The 23,082-nt window shown below is 57.7% G+C and carries 21 protein-coding genes; 8 read left to right on the top strand and 13 right to left on the bottom strand.

Translation table 11 applies throughout. From position 1 onward, the window contains the following. Window positions 1-72 precede the first annotated feature (72 nt). A complete protein-coding gene (locus ACZ5K9_RS11775; RefSeq protein ID WP_464271528.1) occupies window positions 73-495 on the bottom strand; it encodes a response regulator in 423 nt (140 codons plus the stop codon). Between the two features lie 155 nt (window positions 496-650). Then, the gene (locus ACZ5K9_RS11770; RefSeq protein ID WP_464271527.1) at window positions 651-1,235 is read right to left on the bottom strand and encodes an N-acetyltransferase family protein; all 585 of its coding nucleotides are present in this window, start codon (window positions 1,233-1,235) and stop codon (window positions 651-653) included. 302 nt (window positions 1,236-1,537) lie between these two features. Between ACZ5K9_RS11770 and proC the strand changes: the two genes are divergently transcribed. From proC to ACZ5K9_RS11740, 6 genes are all read left to right on the top strand, one after another. Continuing rightward, a complete protein-coding gene (gene proC / locus ACZ5K9_RS11765) occupies window positions 1,538-2,386 on the top strand; it encodes a pyrroline-5-carboxylate reductase (RefSeq protein ID WP_464271526.1) in 849 nt (282 codons plus the stop codon). A 37-nt stretch (window positions 2,387-2,423) separates the two neighbouring features. Continuing rightward, entirely contained in the window at window positions 2,424-4,577 is a 2,154-nt protein-coding gene (locus ACZ5K9_RS11760; RefSeq protein WP_464271525.1) for an acetate--CoA ligase family protein, read from the top strand. Between the two features lie 130 nt (window positions 4,578-4,707). Continuing rightward, complete coding sequence (locus tag ACZ5K9_RS11755; RefSeq protein WP_464271524.1) at window positions 4,708-5,133, top strand: Crp/Fnr family transcriptional regulator; 426 nt, start codon at window positions 4,708-4,710, stop codon at window positions 5,131-5,133. Window positions 5,134-5,148: 15 nt separating this feature from the next. Continuing rightward, entirely contained in the window at window positions 5,149-5,649 is a 501-nt protein-coding gene (locus ACZ5K9_RS11750) for an OadG family protein (RefSeq protein WP_464271523.1), read from the top strand. Window positions 5,650-5,712: 63 nt separating this feature from the next. Next, window positions 5,713-6,837: a sodium ion-translocating decarboxylase subunit beta gene (locus ACZ5K9_RS11745; RefSeq protein WP_464271522.1), complete on the top strand. Its 1,125-nt coding sequence runs from the start codon at window positions 5,713-5,715 to the stop codon at window positions 6,835-6,837. 44 nt (window positions 6,838-6,881) lie between these two features. Next, window positions 6,882-7,562 (top strand): CBS and ACT domain-containing protein, encoded by a 681-nt coding sequence (locus ACZ5K9_RS11740; protein ID WP_464271521.1) that lies wholly within the window; start codon window positions 6,882-6,884, stop codon window positions 7,560-7,562. A gap of 72 nt (window positions 7,563-7,634) precedes the next feature. Here the strand turns inward: ACZ5K9_RS11740 and ACZ5K9_RS11735 are convergent, their stop codons facing one another. From ACZ5K9_RS11735 to ACZ5K9_RS11705, 7 genes are all read right to left on the bottom strand, one after another. Further along, on the bottom strand, window positions 7,635-8,339 hold the full coding sequence (locus ACZ5K9_RS11735) for an ABC transporter ATP-binding protein (RefSeq protein WP_464271520.1): 705 nt from the start codon (window positions 8,337-8,339) through the stop codon (window positions 7,635-7,637). 5 nt (window positions 8,340-8,344) lie between these two features. Beyond that, window positions 8,345-9,064 (bottom strand): ABC transporter ATP-binding protein, encoded by a 720-nt coding sequence (locus ACZ5K9_RS11730; RefSeq protein WP_464271519.1) that lies wholly within the window; start codon window positions 9,062-9,064, stop codon window positions 8,345-8,347. Further along, window positions 9,061-10,047, bottom strand: a complete 987-nt coding sequence (locus tag ACZ5K9_RS11725) for a branched-chain amino acid ABC transporter permease (protein ID WP_464271518.1) — start codon at window positions 10,045-10,047, stop codon at window positions 9,061-9,063. Before ACZ5K9_RS11725 ends, ACZ5K9_RS11730 begins: the two co-directional genes overlap by 4 nt. A 16-nt stretch (window positions 10,048-10,063) precedes the next feature. Then, complete coding sequence (locus ACZ5K9_RS11720; RefSeq protein ID WP_464271517.1) at window positions 10,064-10,939, bottom strand: branched-chain amino acid ABC transporter permease; 876 nt, start codon at window positions 10,937-10,939, stop codon at window positions 10,064-10,066. An 81-nt stretch (window positions 10,940-11,020) separates the two neighbouring features. Continuing rightward, on the bottom strand, window positions 11,021-12,214 hold the full coding sequence (locus ACZ5K9_RS11715; protein WP_464271516.1) for an ABC transporter substrate-binding protein: 1,194 nt from the start codon (window positions 12,212-12,214) through the stop codon (window positions 11,021-11,023). 280 nt (window positions 12,215-12,494) lie between these two features. After that, entirely contained in the window at window positions 12,495-13,466 is a 972-nt protein-coding gene (locus ACZ5K9_RS11710) for a queuosine 5'-phosphate N-glycosylase/hydrolase (RefSeq protein WP_464271515.1), read from the bottom strand. A gap of 95 nt (window positions 13,467-13,561) precedes the next feature. Beyond that, window positions 13,562-14,887: a CCA tRNA nucleotidyltransferase gene (locus ACZ5K9_RS11705; RefSeq protein WP_464271514.1), complete on the bottom strand. Its 1,326-nt coding sequence runs from the start codon at window positions 14,885-14,887 to the stop codon at window positions 13,562-13,564. Window positions 14,888-14,992: 105 nt separating this feature from the next. On the opposite strand from ACZ5K9_RS11705, the gene ACZ5K9_RS11700 reads away from it, so the two are divergent. Together ACZ5K9_RS11700 and ACZ5K9_RS11695 are read left to right on the top strand one after the other, a co-directional pair. Further along, complete coding sequence (locus ACZ5K9_RS11700) at window positions 14,993-15,124, top strand: hypothetical protein (RefSeq protein ID WP_464271513.1); 132 nt, start codon at window positions 14,993-14,995, stop codon at window positions 15,122-15,124. A gap of 352 nt (window positions 15,125-15,476) precedes the next feature. Beyond that, window positions 15,477-16,991 carry a 2-isopropylmalate synthase gene (locus ACZ5K9_RS11695; RefSeq protein ID WP_464271512.1) on the top strand — a complete coding sequence of 505 codons (1,515 nt, stop codon included), beginning with the start codon at window positions 15,477-15,479 and terminating at the stop codon, window positions 16,989-16,991. Window positions 16,992-17,386: 395 nt separating this feature from the next. Here ACZ5K9_RS11695 and ACZ5K9_RS11690 read toward each other — a convergent pair whose 3' ends face one another. From ACZ5K9_RS11690 to rlmD, 4 genes are all read right to left on the bottom strand, one after another. Continuing rightward, on the bottom strand, window positions 17,387-18,538 hold the full coding sequence (locus ACZ5K9_RS11690) for an AI-2E family transporter (protein ID WP_464271511.1): 1,152 nt from the start codon (window positions 18,536-18,538) through the stop codon (window positions 17,387-17,389). A 69-nt stretch (window positions 18,539-18,607) separates the two neighbouring features. Next, window positions 18,608-19,225 (bottom strand): tetratricopeptide repeat protein, encoded by a 618-nt coding sequence (locus tag ACZ5K9_RS11685; RefSeq protein ID WP_464271510.1) that lies wholly within the window; start codon window positions 19,223-19,225, stop codon window positions 18,608-18,610. 101 nt (window positions 19,226-19,326) lie between these two features. Further along, window positions 19,327-21,597, bottom strand: coding sequence for a PBP1A family penicillin-binding protein (locus ACZ5K9_RS11680; RefSeq protein ID WP_464271509.1), 2,271 nt, complete (start codon window positions 21,595-21,597; stop codon window positions 19,327-19,329). Then, complete coding sequence (gene rlmD, locus ACZ5K9_RS11675; RefSeq protein ID WP_464271508.1) at window positions 21,594-23,012, bottom strand: 23S rRNA (uracil(1939)-C(5))-methyltransferase RlmD; 1,419 nt, start codon at window positions 23,010-23,012, stop codon at window positions 21,594-21,596. The genes ACZ5K9_RS11680 and rlmD overlap by 4 nt, the downstream gene beginning before the upstream one ends. Window positions 23,013-23,082 lie beyond the last annotated feature (70 nt).

The raw sequence follows: 23,082 nt of genomic DNA, 5'->3' as shown, positions 1-23,082 counted from the left end.
ACCCCTGGGGTTTGGCGAGAGCGGAGCCGGCCGCACCCCGTCCGCCCGGGGCAAGACCTTCCCGTTCGACGCTTAGGCGGATCGGCGCCGTGCCAGAAGATCGGCCACTCGATCAAGGAGTTCTTTGGGCTTGAAGGGCTTATCCAGATAATCGTCCGGCTCGGACAAAGAGCCCATGTCTTCCGCGTCGTCGAAAGCGAAACGAGACCCTGTGTCCGCCCGAACGCTGGACACCATCAAGATGGGAATATGCTTGAAAGGCGACAGCTGAGGGTCGGAGCGTACGCTGCTGACGAGGCTGAAGCCTTCAAAAATGCTTTCCATCATGATGTCCAGGATGATCAGATCGGGCTTTTCCTCTTGAACCTTTCGAAGACCTTCTTTGCCGTCTGAAGCGATGACCACTTCGTACCCATCGGCAAGCAGAATCATTTTCGTCGATTTGGCAAAATCCGGATCATCATCCACTATGAGTATCTTTGCCTTGGTCGCCATGAGCTCTTCCTCCAGCCTCTCTGGCCTTTACCTCGGGAAGGGGCACACGTACATGTGAAATGATTCTTCAACTTACCGGATCGCCCCTTGTGTGTCAACGGGATATGGGCTAGTGTGTTGTCGGTTTCTCCCCTCCGTGAGCTCACGGGGACGCCCTAAAACAAATAAAAAAAGTCCTCTTCCAAGTCGAAACGGAGTCTCTTGAGCATGAGAGCCACATCCTTGGTTTTGCCGTCACGGGTCATGAAGTAGTCTTCCAAGGTGGCTTTGACTTCAAATCCCAACTGACGGAACGCACGCACCGCCAGTTGGTTTTCCATGAGCACCTTGGCTTCGAGGAAGTACAGGCCTTGACGCGTGCCGATTTCGATGAGTTCTTTGATGAGGGAAGAACCGAGACCGAGCTTGCGATGGTCGGCTCCTACAACCACATAAATTTCGGCCACATGCCGATACCCGCCGGCCAGTCGGTTGAGTGTGGCCAGACCGACGATGCGTGTCCGGGGCGCGTTCCAGGCCGCGAGCGGAAGCACGCGCAGCTGATCCAATTGGCGGATCCAGGTCCCCACGGTTCGGGGATCGGGCACCTGATCTCGAAATCCTTCGACCTCATGATCGGGGATGTCGTGATAAAAAGCGCGCACAGCCTCTTCGTCGTCTCGAACCAAGACCTTGAAAAGGACCGGCTCACCGTTGTTCAGGAGGCTTTCCTTTGGCTTCGGGGCTTCAAAGCGCATCATCTTCTACATCCTCCGACCCGACCTTCGGGATCTCCCGGTGTCCTATCTCCCAGACATCAAATGCACAACTCCCTTTCCCTTTACTGGAAAACGTCGCTCCGCACAAGATCCAAAGCCGAAGCCCCTGGACTGTCTCCCTGCGGAGTCGACCATGAAGCATCCCCATGTCCGACCGGAAAACCCGGAAAACACCTCGCGTGCAGTCAGCCCCTCTATCGCGGACGACTCGAGCAAAAGAACCTTGGTTGCCGGATGGACCCAAAGCTTTTCGGATCTGGACCCGTTGTTCAATGGAGGAAACCATGAGAATCGGATTCATCGGTGGCGGCAATATGGGGGAAGCCCTCGTGCGAGGGCTAATTCGGGCTGATGTGGTCTCTGCCCAGAGTATCTGGGTCTATGATGTGCTCAGCGACCGTCTGGAGCACTTGGCACGACAGTACGGCGTCAACCCGGCGGCATCGCTTTCGGCCTGTGCCGCTTCCGCCGACACCGTCATCCTGGCCGTCAAACCGCAGAACGTGCCGGACGTCATCAAGGAACTGGCGCCTTCGGCCGAGCATCGCCCCTTGGTCATCAGTATCATCGCGGGTGTGCCCATCTCGACGCTGGAAGCCGCACTCCCCGCCCAAACGCCTGTCATCCGGGTCATGCCCAACACGCCGGCTTTGGTCCTTTCGGGAGCCAGCGCCCTGGCGAGGGGCCGCCATGTGGAGGACGCTCACATGACAACCGCCCTGGAGATCTTTCGAGCCGTGGGGATCGCCCACGAAGTGCCCGAAAAACTGCTGGATGCCGTCACGGGCCTCACAGGAAGCGGTCCAGCTTACGTGCTGTGCTTTCTGGAAGCCCTGATCGACGGCGGGGTCCTCATGGGGCTCCCTCGTCCGATCGCCACCGATCTCGTGACCCAAACCCTGCTCGGTACGGCCATCATGGCCCAGCAGACGGGAAAACATCCGGCGATTCTCAAAGACATGGTCACGTCCCCGGGCGGCACGACCATCCATGGGTTGGAGGTTCTCGAATCGCGTGGGTTCCGCGGGGCCGTCATGGGTGCGGTGCGGGCGGCAACGGAACGGTCCGCGGCACTCGGCACGGCCGATTCCGGCGCAAAACCCATGACGACGAAAAAGGAATCCTCACAATGAACCTTGAGAGACGGACAGGGACACGCAAGGAGGAGGCATGAAAGCTTTCCTGAATCCGGCTTCGGTGGTCCTCGTGGGGGTAACGCGACAGACCGGCGTCGGTGCCTACAACAACCTGGAAGTGATGCGGCGCTATGGCTACAAGGGCACCATTGACGTGGTCCATCCCTCGGCATCCGCCATCCTCGGCCATCGGTGCTATCCTTCCGTGGCCGATCTGCCTCAGGTGCCGGAGCTGGCCGTTGTTTCCGTCGGCCGAGACCGGGTCCTACCGGTAGTGGAAGACTGTCTCCGAAAGGGAATCAGGAATCTTTTGATAATCAGCCAAGGTTTTGCGGACGCTGATGAAAAAGGGCGGGCGCTGCAGGACACTTTGGTCCGGCTCTGTCACCAAAACGGCGCGCGGGTGCTCGGTCCGAACACCATGGGCGTTTTGAACGCCTTTGACGGCTTCAGCACAGCCTTTATCGATATCGCCCGGGATCCCTCTCCGCCGCCGCTCACGCTGATCGCCCAATCGGGCGTCCTCCAGGTGGGCATTGAATCCTTCACCGGACGACTGGGCAAAGCCATCGACATCGGCAACGGGTGTGACCTCCATTTCGTGGAAACCCTGAAGTACTGTGCTGACGATCCACAAACGGAAATCATCGTCCTGCACATGGAAGGGATGCGGGACGGGAGAGACTTCGTGGAAGTCGCCGGGGCTCTGGCCCCCAAGAAGCCCATTATTGTCCTGAAAACGGGTCGGAGCCGGGCGGGGGCACGCGCGGCGCTCTCCCATACGGGATCCCTCGTGGGAGAAGACGCCGTCTTTGATGCGGCTTTTGAAAAAGCGGGAATTCTCCGGGTGCGCTCCATGGTGGAGCTGCGGGCCGTTGCCAAGGCTTTCATGCATTTCCGCCCCATGACCGGACCCAACCTGGCGGTGCTCACCGCCACGGGGGCGTGCGGCATCATGACCGCCGACGCGTGCGAAGATTTTGGCTTGCAGCTGGCCCCGTTTCCCGAAGAGTCCCGGGGGCTTCTGGAGAACCCGAAAATCGCATGGCATCGCCTCAGCAATCCCGTGGACCTGTGGCCTTTGGGCATGGTCGGCGGCTCCTTCACGGACGTTTTGGAAAAAGCGGCCACTTCCCTTCTGGCCCGGGAAGATACCCATGCCGTGCTCGCCATTTTTCCGCGCATGGCCTCGCCGCTGCACGACAATCTGCGCTTCGAAGCCGTCATCCGCCGCGTTCAGGAAAAAAACGTCCTGCGAAAGCCTTTTGCCTGCTGGGTTTATGGAGACGGCAGTGCCGAAGAATCCCGGGTGTTGGACCGCATTCCCGGAGTGGCCTGTTTCCCCAGTATCGACGAAGCAATTATGGGCCTCGCGGCAACCTACCGGTTTGCCCAATTGAGCCGACGTGCCCCGTCCCCGGGGCAACGGACACCATCACGCAAGGGTAGCCGGTTCCCACACTTACAACGTCAATCCTTGAAGGAGACGACGTCGGAGGTTCCAGAACACACTGTCCAGCGCGGCACGATAACCTCGCCGCACGGTGTCCTCGTCGGGGACGAAGCTCTCGACTGTCTTCGCCGCTACGGAATCCCCGTGGCGCCGTCGACGGTCACCAAGGACTCGGAAGAAGCCGTCCACTGGGCCGAGAGCGTGGGTTTTCCTGTGGTGCTCAAGGTGGTTTCACCACAATGGCTCCATAAGTCCGATGCGGGCGGTGTCGTTACAGGCGTCGCCGATTCCGAAAGTGTCCGCCGCTCCTTCGAAGCCCTTCAACAGCGTTTTCGAGCCGCCTCCCCTCTGGGCGAACTCCAAGGAATTCAGGTGCAAAAACAGATGACGGGCTGGGAGATGCTCCTGGGGGTCAAAAGAGATCCTCAATTCGGCCCCGTGGTGGTCGCCGGAATGGGTGGCATCTACACCGAGGTGTTTCAAGACGTTCGGCGGGCTCTCGCGCCGGTTTCGGCCGAGGAAGCTCGGTCCATGATCGCCTCTTTGCGCCTTTTCCCCTTGCTTCAGGGTGTCCGAGGGCAACGGCCCGCCGATGTAGATGGTCTTGTTGACGTCTTGGTGCGCCTGTCCAACCTGGCGTGGGATCACCCGGAAATCGTTGAGCTGGACATCAATCCGGTTTTTGTCGGCGCCGATGGCTGCTGCGCCGTAGACTGTCGGATCGTTATCGACTAGGATGTAAGGGAGAATCCACCGGGGGTTCGGATCATCCGAAACTAACGGGGACGACGGGCTGGGACGGCAGAAAACGGGAGAGACCCGGAGACGCGGTCCGGATGCCCCCCAATGAGAGGAGCGATCGCGGATGGTCGAGGTATCCGAGCTGAGACAGAGCCCTTTCTTGGAAGATGTCCCCGAATCGGACATCCAACAGTTGGCGCGCATCGCCGTGATCACCAACTTTCGAGAAGGGGAAATCCTGTTCCAAGTCAATCACCCGGCACGGCATCTTTACCTTCTCAAATCCGGCTCGGTTCTTCTCTGTTTTCCCAACGGGCGGTCCCTCGTCGTCCGAAAATCCGGTCAAGCCTTGGGGTGGTCCAGTCTCGTCAGTCCTTTCTATCACACGGCTACGGGAATCTGCCTGACGGATTCGGTGTTCTATCAATTCAGCAACGCCGAACTCTTTGAACTCTTTCGCATGAACACGGCGTTGACGTCGCGCATCATGGCCAAGATCGAGATAGTCATCCAGGAGAGGAAACCCTACCGCGCGCGGAAAGCGGCATAAAAAAGGAGGTTCTCCATGCCGGGGTTCTCGGGCATCGCCGCCGCCAACGGATGGACTATCACCCTGGCAGGGCTGAGTATCGTTTTCCTTGGTCTGTGCCTTCTGGCCGCCTTTCTCGCACACCTGGAAAAGCTCTTGACCCTATGGGACAGGGCCATCAACACCTTGAAAACTCCGCGCCGTCGGCCGGAACCGCGAATTACCCTCAGGACTCCGCAGCCCGCTGAAGCGCCCCCTCGGTCCACCTCCCCCTCCGGCCAGGAGGTCTTCTTAGCGCCTGAAGCGATGGAGGCCTATCGGTCTTTTCGATTGCTCACGGAACGCGAAGGGGACGCCTTTTCACTACCTAAACTGCTCGAGCAGGCCGAAAAAAGGGGGATTCTCCGGCCCCATTACTACCTGGACCAACTTCTTCTCCTGGACCTCATTGAAGAACTGCCCGGCGCAGACCGGGGATTTTACCGGTGGGCCTCGTCGAAACTCGTCCGAGAAGACACGTCACGCCCACCAGTCTAGGGGGTCGATTCCCGCTCAGGAAAGTTTGGAAACTTTGAAAAGGCAACCAAAGGAACGAGATTTATGGAGACAATCCTCCACTTTCTCGCCAACACCGGCTTTGGGCTTGCGGACTACCGTCATATTCTCATGATTCTTGTCGGCTGCGCCTTTATTTACTTGGGCGTTGCCAAACACTACGAGCCGCTGCTTTTGGTCCCCATCGGCTTTGGTATTCTTATGGGCAACGTGCCGGTGTTCAAGGGTTTGGGGTTAGGTATCTATGAACCCGGAAGCGTGCTCAACTATCTTTATTTCGGAGTCCACCAAGGGATTTACCCCCCGCTTATCTTCCTCGGCATTGGGGCCATGACCGACTTTTCCACCATGCTGGGACGCCCCATCCTCATGCTCTTGGGCGCGGCCGCCCAGGCAGGTATTTTCATCACCTTCCTTGCGGCTCTGGCTCTTGGTTTTCCTCCAAAAGAAGCGGCCTCTATCGGCATCATCGGCGGCGCTGACGGTCCCACAGCGATTTTTCTTTCCGCGAAGCTCGCCCCGGAACTGATCGGGCCCATCGCCATCGCAGCCTATTCCTACATGGCCCTCGTGCCGGTGATTCAGCCCCCCATTATGAAACTGCTGACCACACGACAGGAGCGGCGGATCCGCATGAGCGATCCACAACCGGTAAGCAAAAGGGCAAAAATCATCTTTCCTGTGGTCGGTTTTCTCCTTTGCTGTTTTCTCGCCCCGGCGGCATTGCCCCTTTTGGGCATGCTTTTCTTCGGAAATCTCCTGAAAGAATGTGGCGTTGCCGACCGGCTGGCGCAAACCGCCCGGACGGCTCTCATCGACGTGGTGACCATCGTTCTCGGCATCACCGTGGGAGCCTCGACGCAGGCCGATATCTTTCTCACGTCGAAATCCGTGGGCATCTTCGCCCTCGGTGCCGCCTCTTTCATGGTCGCCACGGCTTCAGGAGTCCTTTTCGCCAAGTTCATGAACCTCTTTATCAAGGACAAGATCAACCCATTGGTCGGTGCGGCGGGGGTATCGGCCGTCCCCGACTCGGCCCGCGTTGTGCAAATGATGGGCAACCGGGAAGACCCCACGAATTACTTGCTCATGCACGCCATGGGCCCGAACATTTCCGGAGTGATCGGTTCGGCTATCGCGGCAGGCGTCATTTGGTCCTTTTTCATGTAGCCGGATCCACCAGAACGCCAATGCTCACCTACGGAGGTTAGGCCATGTTGATCAAAGAGTGGATGTCCAGCCCCGCCATCACTATCGACCCCGAGGAAACCATGCCAAGAGCGGTGAACCTCATGAAAGAGAAGGGCATCCGGTTGCTGCCCGTTCTTCAAAAAGGCCGCCTGGTCGGCGTGCTGACTGAAAGTGACATCAAGCGGGCTTCACCATCCGATGCCACGTTGCTCGAGATCCATGAATTGTTGTACTTGTTAGCCCGCGTCAAAGTTCAGGACATCATGAACAAAAATCCTGTGACCATCCCCGTGGATTTCACCGTGGAAGAAGCCGCGGAGCGTTTGCTGGAACACGGGATTTCAGGCGCGCCCGTCGTGGATGACAAGGGCGAGGTCGTCGGGGTGATCACCCGGGCCGATATTTTTAAGGTGCTCATTTCCTTGAGCGGTCTGAGGCACCGGGGTGTGCAGTTCGCCTTTGAGATTGAGGACCGCCCAGGATCGATCAAGGAGCTGACCGACCTTATTCGGGCAGCCGGCGGTCGTATCGCGAGCATCCTTGGATCCTACGATCGAGCGCCGGCAGGCTCCCGACACGTGTACATTCGAGCCTATAACGTGGAGCGGGCGGGTCTTGCGGAACTCAAGGAGGCCTTAAAGAAAAAAGCCAAAATGCTCTACATGGTGGATCATCGGGAAAATCGGCGAGAGATCTATATCTGAACGCCGGGAGCGGCATGGTTGGCCATTGGGTTCTCGCCGGCCATCCCGCTCCTCGAGAAAACCCAACCGAGTTCAGATCCCTAGGAAAGCCTCTTTGACCCGCTGGTCTTCCAGAAGCTCCCGACCTTTGCCCTCCATGACGATCCGCCCGTTTTCCAAGACGTAGGCCCGGTCGCAGATGGCCAGGGTCTGTTTGACGTTCTGTTCCACCATGAGAATCGTCATGCCTTTGTTGTGAATTTCCTGGACCAGGCGGAAAATTTCCTGGGTCAACCGTGGAGAAAGCCCGAGAGACGGCTCGTCGAACAAGACCATGCGAGGCAGGGACATGAGACCTCGGGCAATGGCACACATCTGCTGTTCTCCACCGGAGAGTGTCCCCGCCATCTGCCCGGTACGCTCTCTCAACCTGGGAAACAGCTCGAAGACCCACTCAAGGGTCTCCTTCCGCTTGGCCTTGGCTTCCCGGCTCAATGCCCCCATCTCCAAATTTTCCAAAACAGACATTTCGGGAAAGAGCTGCCGACCTTCCGGAATGTGAGACAACCCGAATTTAATGATTTCATAGGGCTGTAGCTGATCCAGCCGCACATCGCCGAAATGGATGGCCCCCCGCAGGGGTCGCAGCAGCCCGGAAATGGTTTTCATGAGCGTCGATTTTCCGGCTCCGTTGGATCCCACCAGCACGACAAATTCATTGGCATCCACATGAAAGGAAACATCCCACAGCACCTGAATGTCGCCGTAAGCCACGTCTAATTGCTCCACGCGCAGCATGCCCGCTATTCCTTTCCAAGGTATGCTTCGATGACCGCAGGGTGACTGGCCACTTCCGCTGGGCTGCCTTCCGCGATGCGCTGCCCGTAGTTGATGCAAAGGATCCGGTCACACAGGCTCATAATCACCTTCATGATGTGTTCCACGATGATGATGGTGATCCCCGAGTCTCGAATCTTGCGAATCAAGGCGACTCCTTCGGCCTGTTCCTGAGGCGTCAAGCCTGCCATGGTTTCGTCGAGCAGGAGCAACTTCGGTTCGGTGGCCAAGGCTCTTGCGATTTCCAACCGCTTACGGTGGCCCAGGGGAAGGCCTTTCGCCGACGCGTCCCTTCTGTGACTCAGGCCGCAGAATTCCAACACCTCCAAGGCCTTTTCCCGGCTCTTCTCCACGGATTCCGTGTGATTGAAGGCTGCCGTCATGACGTTTTCCAAAACCGTCATGCGGCGCAACGGCTTCACCACCTGAAAGGTCCGGCCGATCCCCAGTTTACAGATTTTCCACGTGGGCAAGCCGTTCAGGACTGTCCCTTGAAACCGGAGCTCTCCCGAAGTGATGGGATAGTAGCCGTTGATTAAGTTGAAAACTGTGGTCTTTCCCGAACCGTTGGGACCGATGAGGCCGAAGATCTCGCCCTCTCGAACTTGAAAACTGAGGTCATTGACGGCCCGAAGTCCGCCGAAGTCCTTGACAAGCTGGTGGGATTCGAAAAATGGCGCGTTCATGAACCCTTTCCTGTGGACGTGACCGCGGATCCAGCCTTTCCAGACCACAAACGCCGAATTTTGTTCCAGTCTCCGACGATCCCGTTGGCCATGTAGAGGATGACGAAAATGACCAGCAATCCGAACACAAAAACGTGAAGTTCACTGACCCACCGAGGGGCCAAGCCGAAAAAGGAGCTGCGGAAAGTTTCCTGGAGAAACACCATGATAAACGCCCCGAGGGGCGGCCCCCAGATCGTGCCCACGCCGCCGATGATCCCCACCAAGATGGCCATGATGGAAATATGGTGAAGAGAGAACACCACTTCGGGGTCGATGAAAGCCATATAGTTCATGTAAAAGGCCCCGACCAATCCGGTAAAAAACGAGCTGACGATGAGGGAGAGGCTTTTGTAGCGGAAAGCGTTCACTCCCATGGATTCCGCCGCATCCTCATCCTCACGAATGGCCACAAAGTAGTAGCCCCATTTGGACCTCATCACCAGGTGAATGGCCAAAATACAGGCCATGGCGATGAAAAGCGCCAAATAATAATAAGGGAGTTTGCTCCGGAACGTCTGCATCAACAGGATCCCCTGCATGCCCCCCGTGAAACTGCGCCAGACCACGGCGATCAACCGAAAGATTTCCCCCACGGCGATGGTGGCCAAGGCAAAGTACGGCCCTCGCAGGCGAAAGCAGATCCAGCCGATGACAAACCCGATGAGGGAGGCCATGGGCCCACCAAAGATCATGCCCCACCAGGCGGAAATGCCCAGTTTTGTCACACATAATCCCGCCGTATACGCGCCGATGCCGAAAAAGATGGCGTGCCCGAAAGACACCTGCCCCGTGTAACCAGCCAGAAGGTTCCAGGAGGACCCGATGACCACCCAAATAAAGGCGAGGATCATCACATGGAGATAATAATCGGAGCGGATAACCCACGGAAAAACCAGCGATGCCGCCACAATCAAGGCGACTTGCCACCGCACTGCCTTCATGCCGCCTCCGTCCGTCTCAAATCTTGGTCAGGCGTTTCAAGCCGCCCGGGAGAAAGATGAGCACCAGAAGGAAAATGACCATTCCCACGGCGTCTTTCAGCGCCATGGAAACGTACGTTGCTCCCAAGGACTCGGAGATCCCCAGGACCACTCCGCCCACAATGGCCCCTACAGTGCTCCCCAACCCACCAAGGATTGTGATCACAAAAGCTTTAAGCGTAAACGCGCCACCCAAGTCTGGAAAGAGATAATAAATGGGAAGAAGTAAGGTTCCGGCTGCAGCCACCAGAGCCGCGCCCAGTCCGTAGGTGAAAACCGTGATCCGCTCGGCGTTCACCCCGAGGAGGAGGGCCGCCTCTTTGTTCTGGGCCGTCGCCCGTACCGATTTCCCCATATCCGTCTTGAGAAGAAAGATGAACAGGCCGATGGTCAACAACACGGCAATGCCGAAGGCGATGCACATGGGGAGATTAAAGGCAATGGGTCCCGCATACAGGGACATGGAGGTGTAGGCCGGCCGAACCGATTTATAATCGGAGTGAAAAATCATGCGGGCAATTTCCGTCAAGACCATACCGATCCCGACGGTCATGAGCACTTGGTTTTCCGGCAAGATGGCTTCCACCTTAATGAGCGGGTTCAAGAGATAGCGCTGGAGGAGCGCACCGAGAACGAAAAGGGTCGGCATGGTGACGAGCAGCGCCACGTAAGGATCGAGATGCAGGTATTGATAGAGCACGTAGGTGATGTACATGGACACCATCATGAGTTGACCATGGGCCAGGTTGATGATCTTCATCACGCCCATGATCAAAGTCATGCCGATGCCGATGAGAGCGTAGATCCCCCCCATAAGGATCCCGGCAACAATGGTTTGTATGAAGACTCCCATGAGGTCTCATCCTTGTCGGCTGAGCCGGCTAAGGTAAAGCAAGGGAATGGAGCGCCCGGGGGGCGCTCCGTCACGCCGAAGTTATTTCCACACGGTATCCCAATCAATGGGATAGACATAGGGCTTGGTGGCAAGATCCTTGGGCCACACCAACTCGAGGCGACCGTCGATCCATTGCACCAGGTAAGTGGGAAGGCGGTTCTGGTTGGTCTTTTTATCGTAGGCGATAAATTTCACCGGACCGAAGACGGTCATCATATCGGTTTCCGACAGAGCTTTGCGAATGTCATCTGGACTGGTGGATTTGGCCCGCTTCAGCACGTCGGCGATCACGTAAGCGGCTGCGTAGGCTTCGGCCCCGTGGTATTCTGTATCTTTCTTAAAAGTCTCCACAAATTTATTGTAGTAATCCATCGCCCCGGGGTACTTGAGCGTCTGGTACCAAAGTGTGGCGGAAAAGACCTTTTCGGCGGCTTTGCCCGCGTTTTTCGGAAATTCAGGCAGAGTAAACCCGGCGCCCCCGCCCACAAACAACTTAGGCTTGATGCGCAGTTCCATGGACTGGCGCATGAGCAACGCCGCGTCCATGACGTACGAGATCATGTAGATGAGGTCCGGATTCTTGTCTTTCACCTTGACGAGAATCGGCTTGAAGTCCACTCCACCGTGTTCGTAGCCTTCCTCCACCACAACCTGGATACCGAGCTTTCCACAAATCTCTTTGAACTCCTTGGCCCCCGAACTGCCGAAATTGGTGTTTTCGTAAAGGATGGCGGCCGTCTTCGGTTGGACCACTTCCGTCAGGAAGGTTTCCAAAGCCTTGGGGTATTCACTGACCGGAGGGTTCAAACGGAAAATGTACTCCCAACCTTGCTCGGTAATTTTGTCATCGGATCCGGTGTTCACGAGAAACGGGATGCGATTCTGTTGAGCGACGCCGGCGATGGCGAAGGTTTCCGAGCTGCCGTACCCTCCGCCAAGCATGAGGACTTTGTCTTTATTGATGAGCTTTTCGGCGGCCGAACGGGCGACTTCGGGACGGCCGGTATCGTCTTCAAAGAGAAATTCCAGCTTCTTGCCGTTGATCCCTCCGGCTGCATTGATTTCCTTGAGCGCCAGGTCAAAAGAAAGCTTCTCAATTTCGCCGAAGTTGGCCTTCGCCCCGGTCAACGGCAAAATGATCCCCACGCGGAGCGTGTCTTCGGCCAAGGCCGGCACTCCCCCTAAAGCACACAGAAAACTCAAACACAACGCCACACACAACCACTTTCTCATGATGCATCCTCCCGTCCAAGGTTTCTTCTTATCCCCCACTGGTCGATGCCGAGCTTGGGTCCTGCGTGTTAGGGCGGAGCGAAAAAGTTAAGAACTCAAGATGTCCACGAGTTGTCCTAAAGAAAGCACCGGGCCGAAGGCTGTGAGTCCCGATGTCGAGGGCCTTTGGGCGATCCCACGAGGCGTGATATGTCATGTCGCAGGTACCGAATCTATCCGTGAAGGGCGGATCTGTCAAGCTACACCCTGAACGTGAACTTCAAGATTCAAGATCAGCCGATCAGTAGAAAATCGTCCGGCACCGATGGTACGGACGCCGACGGAAAACAGCCTCCTGTCCCAGCCACCACAACCAATGGTCCACGTGAGCGCTGGTTATATGGGTGTGGCCCCGGCGATGAAAGGCTTCCTTGAGCTTTTCCACCCCGATGATGGTCATCGCCCGGATTTCGATCTCTTCGCGAGACCCCGAAAGGAGCGGTTGCCCCGCGTCGATATGTTGCTCCAGATCCTTTCGATACCGGAGGATCCCCAGTTCCCTCAGCACTTGGGGTAATTTATAGTCGGCGAAGGCGGTGAGGCGATGGATGTCCAGAAACCGGCCCGGGCCCCGACCTTCGTACGCGGCGTGGAGGTCGGCGGCAAAAATCTGCGCTCGCTTCCAAAAACACACTTTCATCCCATCAATAAAAAACTCGTCGCGAAAACTGGCGAAGTCTTGGACCACACGGGCGGCAAGACGACACGCGGACCCATCGGCCCACCGCACCAGATGCATCACGTCCCCATTCCACTTTTCCACAAGCACTCGGCCGGCTTCCCGAAGGTTCTCCAACCGTGCTTTAAAAAGGGGAACCCTCCCCTTGCCGGCAAGAATTCCCTCCAGGTCGGCCGCGGTCAAATGTTTGAGGAATCGGGCGTCGGTGAGAGGAAGGCCGTTGAGGTGAGCCTTTTTGAGAGCGGCCGCAAGCCCGCAGTATCCCGAGTAGCAGGTCCCGTCCAGTTCCACTTCCCATAGGGGTTCCCCGGGGTCCGGCCAGAAACAGTGGTTGAGAACATCCACGACAAAAATCCAGCGTGCCGTCTCTTCCGTGCCGTCCCAGTAGTGGAACGGTTGTCGCCATGACGGGAGAGCCCGCATGAGGTGCCCCCAGTTTTCTACCGCAGGATCCACCGCCGCCTCATCGAGCCTCACAAACATGGCCTGCATCCCCACGGCCATGACAGACTCCAAAACGGGAAAGCCAGACACTTCCTCCTCCCTCGCAAACCCCCAAATATCCTCGGTCATGACGGGTGAGACCTTGATCGCTTCCGGTCGATCTCAGAAAGCCCGCAGGCCGTTCATCACCGCCCGACCTCGGTGACACGCTGCTTTTCAAGCCACTGCAGGAGAAAAGTTCGATCGTTCTTCGCCGGGTCCTTCAGCACCAGTCGGAAGGCTTGATTGAGAATCCTCCCGACTTCAGGCCCCTGGGACATTCCGGTCACCGCCATCACATCCCGGCCATTGATGGCCAATGCCTTGGGAGTCAGCACCGGTTTTTCATCAAGGATCCGACGGATCCTCAACGAAAGCCGCTCCACCGCTCCCAGAGCGTCTTCGTCCGTCCCGTGGGCTAAACGGTCCGCCCGAATGAGATCCAAGAGATCCTCAAGGAGCGGCTCGCCCACCCGCTGGATAAGACGCCGCACCGCCCCGTCCTTCCAAAAATCCGTCGAATGAACCATGTGATTCTCCACCAGCGTCACGACCTCTTCGGTAAGTTTTTTTGGAGCGAGCCACCGCGCCAGAATGTCTGAAGCCATCTGGGAGCTCAGCTTTTCATGGCCGAAAAACCGAAAGACACCATTGACCTTTTTACGCACTCGAGGCTTGCCGATATCGTGGAAAAGCGCCGCCAGTCGCAGGCGCAGTCGCGGCGCGCTGTACTGCACGCACAACACCGTGTGCCGATAAATGTCGTGCCGATGATAGTGGTTTTGTTTTTTCCTCCAACCTTCAAGAATCTCGGGGAAAAACACCGCCATCAGGCCGGTGCGTCGGCACAGCTCCAGGCCCTCGCCGACATGAGCTCCGGTGAGTAGCTTCCAGAGTTCGTCTCGGATTCTCTCCACGGCCACACGGTCCAACCACGGAGCGGCGCATCGCATGGCAGCGACCGTTTTGGCGCTCACATGGAATCCATAACGGCTCACGAAACGAGCCGCCCGTAAAGGCCGCACGGGATCTTCTCGGAATCTTTCCAACGGATCCAGCACGCCGCGGATCCTTCCCGCCTTGAGATCACGGTGTCCACCGAATGGGTCCAGCATGACCCCATGAGGATACGACACGGCCATGGCATTTATCGTGAAATCACGTCGTTCGAGATCCTTGAGCACACTGCCTTGGCCGTTGGTCGCCCAGGAAGTGATCTCGACCACACCGTCCGGGGTGACCACATGCACGGTGCCGTGGCGCAGCCCGAAGGTCACCACACGATACGGTGGACTCAAAATGTTCTGAAGAACCTCCGGCGGGGCATCTGAAGAAAAATCCCAGTCGGCAGGCTTCTCGCCCAACAGATGATCCCGCACCGCCCCACCCACAAGCCACAGCGCATAACCCGAGCGCGTGAGGCGATGGGCTGCGTCCCTGACGGCATTGGGCATATGAGAAAAAACATCCATGACGACTTTCACGGTCCCCAAAATTTTCTTGATCTCTGTTTTCTTTGTCTATATTAGAGGGACGGTAGGCGATGCACAAGTGGGGTCAGCACGGAGGAGAAAGCTGTGGACGCCATTCGGGTGATGGAAGAAGCCAACCGGATCATCGAAGATTTTCCGCTGCACAAGTATGTCCTCTACGTGGGGCTGTTTCTTTTGGAAATCGCCATCGCCTTCTGGATCGCCTTGAGTTTGTAAACTCGGCGAGGGCTTCGAGAGAGGCGGAACTCCCGAAGCGAATAAAGGCAAGGGAAGCCGGAATGCAACGAAACCTTCTGCGCGCTCTAAACCTTTTGTTGTTGCTTAGCCACGGGACCCAGGTGGGGGAACCCTTCGTCTTCCGTGTGCGCAGAAGGTAACGCGAGCCGCGAGGACAAAACGTGAAGGCCATGGGTTCCACCCCATGGCCTTTTTTATTTGCCTTGAAAGGAGGTGATGGACATGGGACTTGGCGGTCCAGTGGATTTGGGTGACGACGTCGGCCCTCTAGGAACGGGGAACGCCCGCAAGGGCCATCCATCAGTCTTTCAGAAAAGAGAGGACACAACCTATGAGTCGCAAGATCTACATTTTCGACACCACATTGCGGGACGGCGAGCAGGTCCCCGGCGCGAAACTGAACCGACGGCAAAAGCTGGAAATCGCCGAGCAGCTGGCTCGGCTGGGGGTCGATGTCATCGAGGCCGGGTTTCCTTGTTCTTCACCCGAGGATCTCAAAGCGGTGCAGACCGTCGCTGAACAAGTCAAAGGCCCTGTGATCGCCGGTTTGGCCCGGGCCGTAGCCGCCGATATCGACATCGCCTGGGAAGCCGTCAAAAAGGCGGAAAGACCCAGGATCCACGTCTTCCTCGGCTCTTCGGACATCCACCTGCAGAAAAAACTCCGACGCGATCGGGAAACGGCCCTGCAGCAAGCTGTGGACGCGGTCAAATACGCCAAGAAATACTGCGAAGATGTGGAATACTCCACAGAAGACGCCTCCCGAAGCGATTTCGAGTACCTGTGCCGTGTCATCGAAGCCTGTATCAAGGCCGGCGCCACCGTGATCAATGTCCCGGACACGGTCGGCTATGCCATCCCGGAACAGTACGGAGAACTCATCCGCAATCTGAGGGAAAAAGTTCCCGCCCTGGACAAAGTCATCTTGAGTGTGCACTGCCATAACGACCTCGGCCTCGCCGTAGCCAACAGCTTGGCGGCCATTCGAAACGGCGCCCAACAGGTGGAATGCACCATCAACGGCGTTGGAGAAAGGGCCGGGAACGCCTCCTTGGAAGAAATCGTCATGGCCCTGCGCACCCGCCAGTCCTTCTACGACGCCCATACGGACATTGTGACCACCGAAATCTTCCGGACCAGCCGCATGGTCAGCCGCCTCATGAATATCCCTGTGCAGCCCAATAAGGCCATTGTCGGGGCGAACGCCTTCGCCCATTCTTCCGGCATCCACCAGGACGGAATCCTCAAAGACCGCTCGACCTACGAAATCATCCGCCCGGAAGACGTGGGGGTCAAAGCCCACAGCTTGGTGCTCACCGCCCGATCCGGACGGGCCGCCCTGCGACACCGCCTCAAGGAGCTCGGCTATAACCTCACGGAGGAACAGTTCGACCGGGTCCACAAACGCTTCCTCAACGTTGCCGACCGCAAGAAAGAAATCTCCGGCCAAGATCTCACCAGCATTGTGGAAATCGAGCTCACCAAAGTGCCGGAAACTTACACCTTCCACAGCCTGCAGATCATGAGCGGCAACACCATGCAGCCGTTGGCGTCGGTGACCCTCATGAAGGACGGGCAACTCTTGACCGACGCCGCCACGGGTAACGGCCCGGTGAACGCCGTTTTCAATTGCATTGAACGGATTGTGGGTCAGGAAGGAAAGCTCCGGGACTACGATCTCAAGGCCGTCACCATGGGAAAAGACGCCCTGGGCGAGGCCATGGTCCGTGTGGAAATCAACGGCACCGTGTATTCGGGGATCGGCACCAGTCCCGACGTCATTGAAGCGAGCGCCCGGGCCTACGTGAACGCTTTCAACAGATTCTTCGCCAACGGGAACATCTAAGACTAAGATGTCTTAAGGGTTTCCCGACGGACCTGCCCCTCTTCCCCCACCATGGGGTGGAGGGGCATCCCCCGCAGAGGAAGGCATTCGCCCAGTCGGAGGGAGAATGCCGGGTTGGCCATGAATCCCGACAAGGATAGGCGCACAAGCTATCCCAGCGTCCCCGAATAAGGCAAAGTTTTTCATGCTCGTGTGCCCCGTTCCGCGTCTTTGGGATCCACTGGAAGCCTGTGGGGATACGGGATCACACTCGGTCCCCCGCGCCACGGGCATCATTTTAGGGATGGGTGGGCACCTGCGCCCAAGGCGACCCGCGCCGGCTTCGCCGAACCGAAGCGTGCGGCTGCTGCGGCCTCCGGCCTGCGTCGGGCGTCCGCTTCTCCCCGCGCAATCTGCTAATCCTCCTTCGGGGCGGAGACCTCCCCGTCGGGCCCTGAACTCGGCAACGCGCACGGTTCCTGAAGCATGTCTCGGTATTCCACCTGATAGATGTAGAGCATGACCATGGCGAAGGCGAGAATCAACGGACCGTAGACAATGCCGGCCAGCCCGAACCACTGGACCCCTCCCAGGATCGCCAGGAAAATGTAGAAGGTCGACATGCCCCCCTGCCCCTTCATGAAGAAGGGTCGCAGGAAATTGTCAATGGACCCCACAAGGATCACACACCAGAGAATCAAAAACACCGCCGAAGCCACCTTGCCGAGGACGAACAGATAAAGCGTCGCAGGCACCCAGATCAGGGCCGTACCCACCACCGGAATGAAAGACGCAAAGCCCATAAGGGTCCCCCAGAACAGGCCGGGAATGCCGACGAGCATCAGGCCGATGCCCCCCGCAAGGCCCTGAGCCACAGCTGTCAGGAAACTGCCCAGAAGCGCGGAACGGGCCACGGCCCGCATTTTATCCAGGATACGATCTTCCTGATCCTCCCGAAGCGGAGACAAGGCCTTGATCGCCGCGATCATCTTTTCCCCGTCGCGAAGAAGGTAAAACATAAAAAAAATGAGCAGAAAGAATCGCGTCACCAGTGTGGCCACGTCCCCCAAGAGAGAGGCGCCACGATTGATCAGAAACTGCCCGACATTCTTGCTCAGCGTGAGAAGATGGCTTTCCAGATTCAGCTTGGAAAAATCCACGAACGTCACATGAGTCTGCAGCCACCCGACGGCCTGGACCACCGTGGGATGCCCAGCGATTTTCTGGAGGTTCCCCTGGCGGATCCAATCCGTAACGCGGCTGACGGAATCAATCCCCTGGGCGACAAGGCGAGAGGTGAAGAAAATGGAAGGGATAGCGATCACGAAAGTCACCAACGCCACGGTAAGTACGGCGGCAAGATTCGGTCGACCCCGAACCCCTTTGAGAATCCGCCCGTAAACCGGACTGACGAGGCTGGCCAAAAGGATCGAAAAGACAAGGGTATGAAGAAATGGTTTGACAACCCTGAAAACCAGGTAAAGGGAGCAAAACAGGAGCGTGAGCAGGAAATAACGGTACCCCGTTTTTCGTGCGGTGCCCTCAGCGCCCGGACCCTCCAAACTCATCGTTTCCGCCTCTCCTCATCCGTCAAAACCCGCCGGTGTCGGCTCATCCGCATCCGAACCTCCTGGAACTCACGGGAGCCTTTGGGCTTTCTCTTTATAAGTCTTGGCGGCGTCGGGTTGATTGAGCATTTCGTAAAGGAAAGATTCCAATAGGTAAGTTTCCTTGAGGCCTTTGGGATTGTCCGCCAAGAGAATCTCCGCCTTTTTCGCGAATTCCAGAGACCGAGTGGGAGCGTTTTTCTGGAACCACACCTTCGCCAACCCCAAGAAGGCCAGCCCGTTGTATCCGTCCACCTGAACCGCCTGCTCGTAAAACCCTAGGGCGCTGTCAAGCTCTCCCTTGCCCATGGCCCGATCCCCTTCCTGGACAAGCTGGATGGAAGCAACATATTGCGGCGATGGTTCCTTGGTTTTTTTGACAGCAGGGGGCGGGCTCTGGGGTTCTTGAGCCTGCGTCAGCTCTTTTTCTTTGATGGGTCCAGAGGGCGCAGCCGGCTGGGGTCTCGGTTCCTGGGGCGTTGTCGGGGTCGTTTTAGGCGTCGGTGGGGATGTCGGCGTGGGCGGCGTCGCCGGCTGGCTGTACGTTCCTGGAAGAACCACCGGGCGTTTGGGCGTGCATCCCAAAACGATTAGTGTGAGCCCTAAAAACGCCAAGAACACTGTGCCGAATCCACGAAAAGTCGGCATCGTCCTCTCCTCCGTACGGTGTGCCTTAACGCAGACGCTTTGGTCCCGCCCCGGTCCGATCCGCTTACAGAATCCAGGCTACAAGCATTATCCGGGTGCCGTCAATTGCCATGGATAGGACAATCCGTCATCGGGGTAAGCTCATCGAGGAAATACTCCGGCTCCGTATGGGAACACCCGGCCGTAGCCAGTTCTCCGGATTCGACGCACACCCGCCGTTCCACCACCCCCGGCGGCACGGCAAATGCCTGGGGGGCAATCCACGGCTTGATGTTTTTCATGAAGCGGGCCCAGAGGGGCAATGCCCCCGTCGCCCCGCTCAAACCCGTAGGGCGGTTGTCATCAAAGCCCACCCAGACCAAAGCCAGAAGGTCACTGGTGTAGCCCACAAACCAAGAATCCCGGTAATCGCTTGTGGTGCCCGTTTTCCCCGCACATGGAAAGCCGATCCCCAAAGAAGCCAAGCCTCGCGCCGTGCCCTCTTCCACCACATGCTGGAGCATGTGGGTGATGAGAAAGGCCTTGGCCGGACTTGTCACTGTGGTCAATTCCATATGACGCCGTTCCAAGACTGTTCCCTTCGGCGTCACCACTTTACGGATGGTCAAGAGTTCCGGTCTTTGCCCTTCGTTGGCCAAAGCCGTGTAGGCTCCCGCCAATTCCAAAGGGGTGACTTCAAAAGCCCCCAAAGCCAGCGACGGAAAAGGATCGAGCCGAGACCGAAAGCCTAAGCGGCGCGCCGTCTCCACCACCCTCTCGAAACCGATCTGGGAGGCTAAATTGACGGTGGCGGCGTTCAAGGAATAAGTGAGCGCTTCTTTCAGCGTTACGATCCCGCGATAGCGTCCGTCGTAATTCCTTGGGGTCCACACGGTGCCGTCGCCTTTATACACCCGGGGAACATCCTCAATGCGGCTGATGGGAGTCCGTTGATCCAGAGCGGTCAAATAAACAAAAGGCTTAAAGGCCGAGCCGGGTTGCCGATGAGCCTGGAGTGCCCGGTTAAAACTGCTCAAGGCATAGTCTCTTCCACCGACCAAGGCGGTGAGCGCGCCCGTTTTGGGATGGACCACCACCAAGGCCGCTTGAAGCACTTCGGTGGGATCTTCAGCTCGGAGCTTGGGGTTTCTGCCCTCCAATTCGGCGAGCCCTTCCTTCACCGCCTTTTCCGCCTCCCATGCGATTTCCGGGTGATACGCGGTGTAGATCACAAGCCCCTCCGAGGACAGGGTCTCCTTGGAATAGAGAGCCTCCAGCTGCGCCTTGACCAGATCGATGTAATAGGGAGCCGCATTGCCAAGGGTCAGGCGAGGCGCTGTGCGGATGGGTTCCGCAAAAGCCTTTTCATAGTCTTCCACCCCAATGAACTGGAGTTCCCTCATGCGCTGGAGCACCACATTGCGCCTTTCGCGGCACAGTTCCGGGTTCCTGTAAGGGGAATACCGGTTGGGCGCCTGGATCATCCCGGCCAAAGCGGCCGACTCACCGAGGCTGAGGTCTTCCACATTGCGACCAAAATAGAACCGGGCCGCTTCGCCGATGCCGTGAATGGCCATACTGCGCCATTGCCCCAGGTAGATCTCGTTGAGGTACATTTCGAGAATCTGTTCTTTGGAATACCGGGCTTCCAAAACGAGAGCCATGGCGGCTTCCAGAAGCTTTCTCCTGAGGGTTCTCTCCGGTTCGAGAAAGTAATTTTTCACGAGCTGCTGGGTGATGGTCGATCCCCCTTGGACGATCCGTCGGGCCAACAGGTCCGTCCACAAAGCCCGGGCGATCCCCCACCAATCGATCCCTCGATGATCAAAAAACCGGCGATCCTCGATGGCAGTCACCGCCTTGATCAGATGGTCGGGCACATCAGCCAGCTTGATCAGAAGTCGGCTCTCACGGTCTTCTCCAAAAAGACGTGCCAGAACCACAGGCTCCACGGCGACATAAGGGAGACTCACCCCAGACTCCTGAATCCCCGCCACCCTTTCGCCCTGAAAACGGACCACCACCTCCTTGGGTTTCAGGGTAGTGCCCGGATAGGAAAAACCTCGGAAGAACACGCGAACTTCATCCTTAGAGCGGACGTATTCTCCGGGGCTGGGTCCGCCGGCCGTCGTCGGCCGATACCCCCGGGCCGATAAAACCTCCTCGAATTGCGCCGCCCCCAAAGGCATTCCGGGATAGATCATCAGAGATTGGCTCAGCACCACAGCGGGCACGCTCCACAACCTCCCGGCGAACCGCTTCTCGATGGCCTTGGCCAGGAAGGTGTAGCCGACAAACCCCAGCATCAGGGCGATGATGCTGGCAACCACACCCAGTCCGATGATGCGTCGTCTCCACGATCCACGTTTTTTGACCAAGCGTATTGTGGTCATTTGCGATCCAATCGAACGACGCATTCAATGTGCGGCGTGTGGGGAAACAGGTCGAAGGGGCGTAGAGTATGAATTCGGTACGCCTCCGACAATGCGGTCAAATCCCGAGCCAAGGTCGACGGGTTGCAGGAAACCGCCACGATCCGACGGGGCGCCAGTTCTCGAAGGACTTGAACAACCTTGGGGTGCATCCCGGACCGAGGCGGGTCGGTGACGACCACATCCGGTTGTCCTCCCAGAGCCTCCACCGTGTTGCGCCGAAGCACCTCTTTGAGATCCCCGGCAAAAAATCTGCAGTTTTCCACACCGTTCAAGGCGGCGTTCCGGTAGGCATCGGTCACGGCTTCTTCCACCAGCTCAAACCCGACGATTTTCCGACACTGAGCCGCCAGGCTCAAGGTGATGCTCCCGGTGCCGCAGTACAGATCCCAGACGGTTTCCGCCCCCGTAAGTCCGGCACACTCTTGGACCGCCTTGTAGAGATGCTCTGCTCCCAGTGTATTGGTCTGGAAAAAAGACTGCGCCGAGATGCGGAACCGAAGGTTCCCGATGTGCTCTTCGATCGCCCCGGTTCCCCAAAAAACCCGTGTGTCCACTCCCTGAGCCACGTGAGCTCGGGTCCGATTGACGGAGTGGACAAAAGTCGTCACAGGGGGACCTTCGGATTCCAGTATTCTGGCCATCCTGTCCAGGGCTCGGTCCACCCCGGGGACGTCCGCTGTAATGAGGTGCACGAGTCGCTGCCCGGTTTTCTTGGTTTCCCGAACCACCACGAAGCGCCAAACGCCCTGGTGGGAACGAATGTGATACGGGGGGAGCCCGCTCGCCTTGGCTTCCCGGCGCACGATCTCCAACACGGCCATGGCTTCCGGCGACTCGAGACGGCAATCATGGACGTCGAACACCCTATCGAACCGACCCCGCACATGCAAACCCAGCGCGAAAGAACGATCATAACTCATGTCCGTGGTCGCTACCTCTTGAGACGACAACCACCGGTAGGCCGAAAAAGTGAATTCCATCTTGTTTCGATAGCCGTAGAGCGCCGGTGAAGGCGTCACGCCCACTATGGGGGTTTCAAGTTGATCTAAAAACGGTGCGAGACATTCGCACACATGCTGATGCTTCCAGGCGAGCTGTTGAGCGTAATCCAAATCCTGCCAAAGACACCCGCCACAGACCCCAAAGTGGGCGCAGGCCGGCTCCACCTGGTGGGGTGAGGGCTCCACGACGCGGAGCGTTTGGGCTTCAGCGTAATTGGCTTTCTTTTTCACAATGCGCACAGCAACTCTCTGGCCGGGTAGCCCGCGATCCATAAAAATCACTAAGCCGTCGAGGCGGCTGAGGGCTTTGCCCCCGAATGCCAGTTTCTCGACCATGAGCTCCACTTCGCTGCCCTTGCGAAGAGATTCCATCGATTCTTGTCCCTTCCCGTTCATCAAATCTCTGTTGCCACGCAGGTCGTCTATGCTAATAGATACGCCT

Source organism: Desulfosoma profundi (assembly GCF_055387865.1).
This window is presented reverse-complemented; position numbering and strand designations above follow the sequence as displayed.